Annotated in this window: 2 protein-coding genes; both read left to right on the forward strand. The window is 58.5% G+C overall.

Annotation, left to right across the window (positions count from 1 at the left end):
- Nucleotides 1-866 precede the first annotated feature (866 nt).
- The gene (locus AAC645_RS20305) at nucleotides 867-2,177 is read left to right on the forward strand and encodes an aromatic ring-hydroxylating oxygenase subunit alpha (RefSeq protein WP_340318397.1); all 1,311 of its coding nucleotides are present in this window, start codon (nucleotides 867-869) and stop codon (nucleotides 2,175-2,177) included.
- 11 nt (nucleotides 2,178-2,188) lie between these two features.
- Nucleotides 2,189-2,776 (forward strand): aromatic-ring-hydroxylating dioxygenase subunit beta, encoded by a 588-nt coding sequence (locus AAC645_RS20310; protein ID WP_340318398.1) that lies wholly within the window; start codon nucleotides 2,189-2,191, stop codon nucleotides 2,774-2,776.
- Nucleotides 2,777-3,042 lie beyond the last annotated feature (266 nt).

Here is a 3,042-nt window from a genome sequence, read left to right on the forward strand (position 1 = left end):
TATATCAATCGATCGCGGACGGATTTCGGCGTTACTTTGCGCTGCCGGCAGAAGACCGCCCGCCACCGACACACCTCCAGCCGTGACAATCGGACGTGGTGAACGACGCTTGAGGATCGTCGCCGACGGACCCGGATCTGCGCGCCGCCCAATCGCAGCTGATTGCCGCAAGGGCGCTCGCATCGGCCTACCTGGTTCACAATCCCATCGCAGCGGCGCTGGTCGCATCGCGGCTGGAAGGCATGATTGCCTCCTCGCTCGACAAAGGCGGGCAGTTCTCGGTGGCCCGAACGCGAGAGCGGGACGATGGCCGCCACGAGCTGGTGCTCGACCGAGCGCCAGAGCATCACTGTTCCGCATCGTCGAGGTCGAAGGGCGAGCGGCATCCCGAGATCACCAAGGTTCGTGACCGTGGTCGCCGCCGCTGAATGGGTCGGCGATATGCGCGCAAGCCGCTAGCAACCCTCGCGTGGATGCACGGTGCATGATCGTCGACTTAATTCAGCTGACGCATCGTCCTTATGGATAGCTGCCGACGTGAAGGCGCGCTGTGACCACTGATCTGCCCGGAGCAGCTGCGTCTTGTCCGTCAGGACACGGCGCTAGAAGTTTCATCATAGTGATGAATGTCATAGTTGGCCGAAAGCCATAAGGCGTCCGTACTCAGTCCCGGATGGCGGAACGAAATATCCAATCGAATAGGTGAGACCGATTTGTCCGCCCTGCGACCGTTCACGGCCAAATGATACCGGGCCGCGTGTCAAACTTTCTCGATAATGGCGATCTCGTCCGATTGGGGGATGAAGGCCTTGGGCGCCCGTGGCTTTAAACTCTCATGAAACAGTCAGCCAGCCGGTAGGTGCGCCATGAATTTCGATGAGCTTGTCGATCTGGATCGGCGCGTCGTCAGTCCCCGGGTATTCACGGATCCCGAGGTCTATGCTCGAGAACAGGAACAGATTTTCGCGCGCTGCTGGCAGGTCGTCGGGCATGAGAGCGAGCTGCGCGAAAACAATGATTTCGTGACCTCATGGGTCGGTGAGGAACCGGTCTTTCTAACCCGCGACGGAATCGGCAAGATTCACGTCTTTCTCAATTCCTGCATGCATCGCGGCGTCAAGGTATGCCGCGCCGAAAAGGGGAAGGCCAAGACCTTTACCTGCCCCTATCATGGCTGGACATACCGCAACACGGGCGAGCTTTCGGGCGTGCCTCGGTTCAAGGAAAGCTATTACGGTAAGCTCGAGCGCGAGAAATGGGGCCTGATCGAGGCGCGGGTCGAGGTGCTGCATGGCCTCGTTTTCGCCAGCTTCGACAAGGAAGCCCCAAGCCTCGACGAATTTCTCGGTGATATGAAATGGTATCTCCAGTTCGCGCTGGACCGGACGCCGGGCGGCATGGAAGTGGTCGGAGGGACCGAAAAGGTGCATATCGACGCCAACTGGAAGCTCCACGCCGATCAATTCTGCGGCGATAATTATCACGCCGATTTTACGCATCGCAGCGTTTTGATGATTTTCCCCAATGCGGACTTCCGTGACGACAACTCGGAGGACAACTGCACAATCCGGCTTCCGGGCGGGCACGGGTTCTATCGGGTCGACTCGGTAACGACTGAAAACCCGGACAAGCCCGAAATTGCGCAATGGATCCACGAGGTCACCGAAATTCGTCGTTCGCGGACGGATCGAGTCCGTGCCGCGATGTTAGGGCCGGGAACTACTTGCATTTTCACGATCTTTCCTAATTTGTCGGTACTTTCGACGCCCGAGTTCACACAGCTCCGGCTCAATCTCCCGAGGGGGCCGAACGGACAACTGCTCGTCTACTACATGCTTTGTGATCGGGAGGCTCCGGCAGCTTATAAGGCTGCAGCGGCGCGATCCATGGCGCTTGGCTTCTCTGCATCCGGCATTTTTGAGCTCGATGACGGCACCTCGTGGGCGGAAGCAACCGCAACGATGCGTGGCGTGATCCGCAAGCAGAAGCCATTGAATTATTCGATGGGCTCTGGATATGAACGGCTGGATAACGAACGTCCCGGCCTGTTTAGCGCCGTTCCCAACGAAGACACTGTGTTTGGTTTCTACAGGGGGTGGCGCGAAGCAATGGAGTTCGGTCCGCAGGGACATACCCCAACCATGCCGCGCGAAATCGCTGCCGCAAAACCAGCCTAGGGGGCCCGTTGATGAATATTCCAGCCGCAAGCGACGTTGGCACGTCGCCGCCTGTGAGCGCCTTGCGGAAGGCGCTTAACTTGCAGTGCGGCGATCGCGCTCTTCATCAGGAGATGGTCGATCTCCTATATTATGAGGCATGGCTACTCGATAACGACAAATTCGAGGACTGGCTTGAACTGATCGCCGCTGATGCAAGCTATGTTGCTCCGATCCGCCGCAAGATAGCGGACGAGGGGCTCACTCTCGCATCCCTTGATGACCATACTGTCCATGTGGGTCATTTCAACGACGGGAAAATGGAACTGGGACTTCGCATTGCGAGGATGCGAACCGGGTTCGATCATTATAATCGCCCTGCGTCGCTTTCCCGACGGATCATCGGCAATATCCGTATCCTCGGTCGGGATACAGCTGCGGATACGGTGACGCTGACGTCGAATTTTCTGGTGTTTCGCGCCCGGGAAGAGCGGGAAGAGACCTTGTTCGCCGGCGCGCGCGATGATGTCTGGCGCCGGACAGGGAAGGAATGGGAGCTTGTCCGTCGTCTCATAAAGCTGGACCACCACATGGTTCCACCCCTCTCGCAGATCTTCTGAGCGGGTATCCAGGAGCCGCGTTGTGAAGAGCGCATCCTGAGTCTGCCTGAAAAAACATATGGGCCCGCCCCGGCGGCAAGTGGTTTTGATCGTGGCAACTGATAAATCTGCATCAAGGTAGTAAGCGGTAATTTCTCCCCACATTTCGAACAGCCGCGCCAGCCTGGGGCTGGCGACGTCGGCAACAGCGTATCCATCCGGCGGGTCCCGCCTTGCCTGGCAGGTGAGCGACCGCTCTTAAGTCCGCTCTCAGGAGCGCACGCAGG

Origin of the sequence: Rhizorhabdus argentea, assembly GCF_037861105.1 — a bacterium.
Classification (GTDB): Bacteria; Pseudomonadota; Alphaproteobacteria; order Sphingomonadales; family Sphingomonadaceae; genus Rhizorhabdus; species Rhizorhabdus argentea.

Bases quoted from the DNA above. Each gene is read 5' to 3' on its own strand.
- AAC645_RS20305 (WP_340318397.1), top strand. From the start codon at position 867: ATGAATTTCGATGAGCTTGTCGATCTGGATCGGCGCGTCGTCAGTCCC.
- AAC645_RS20310 (WP_340318398.1), top strand. From the start codon at position 2,189: ATGAATATTCCAGCCGCAAGCGACGTTGGCACGTCGCCGCCTGTGAGC.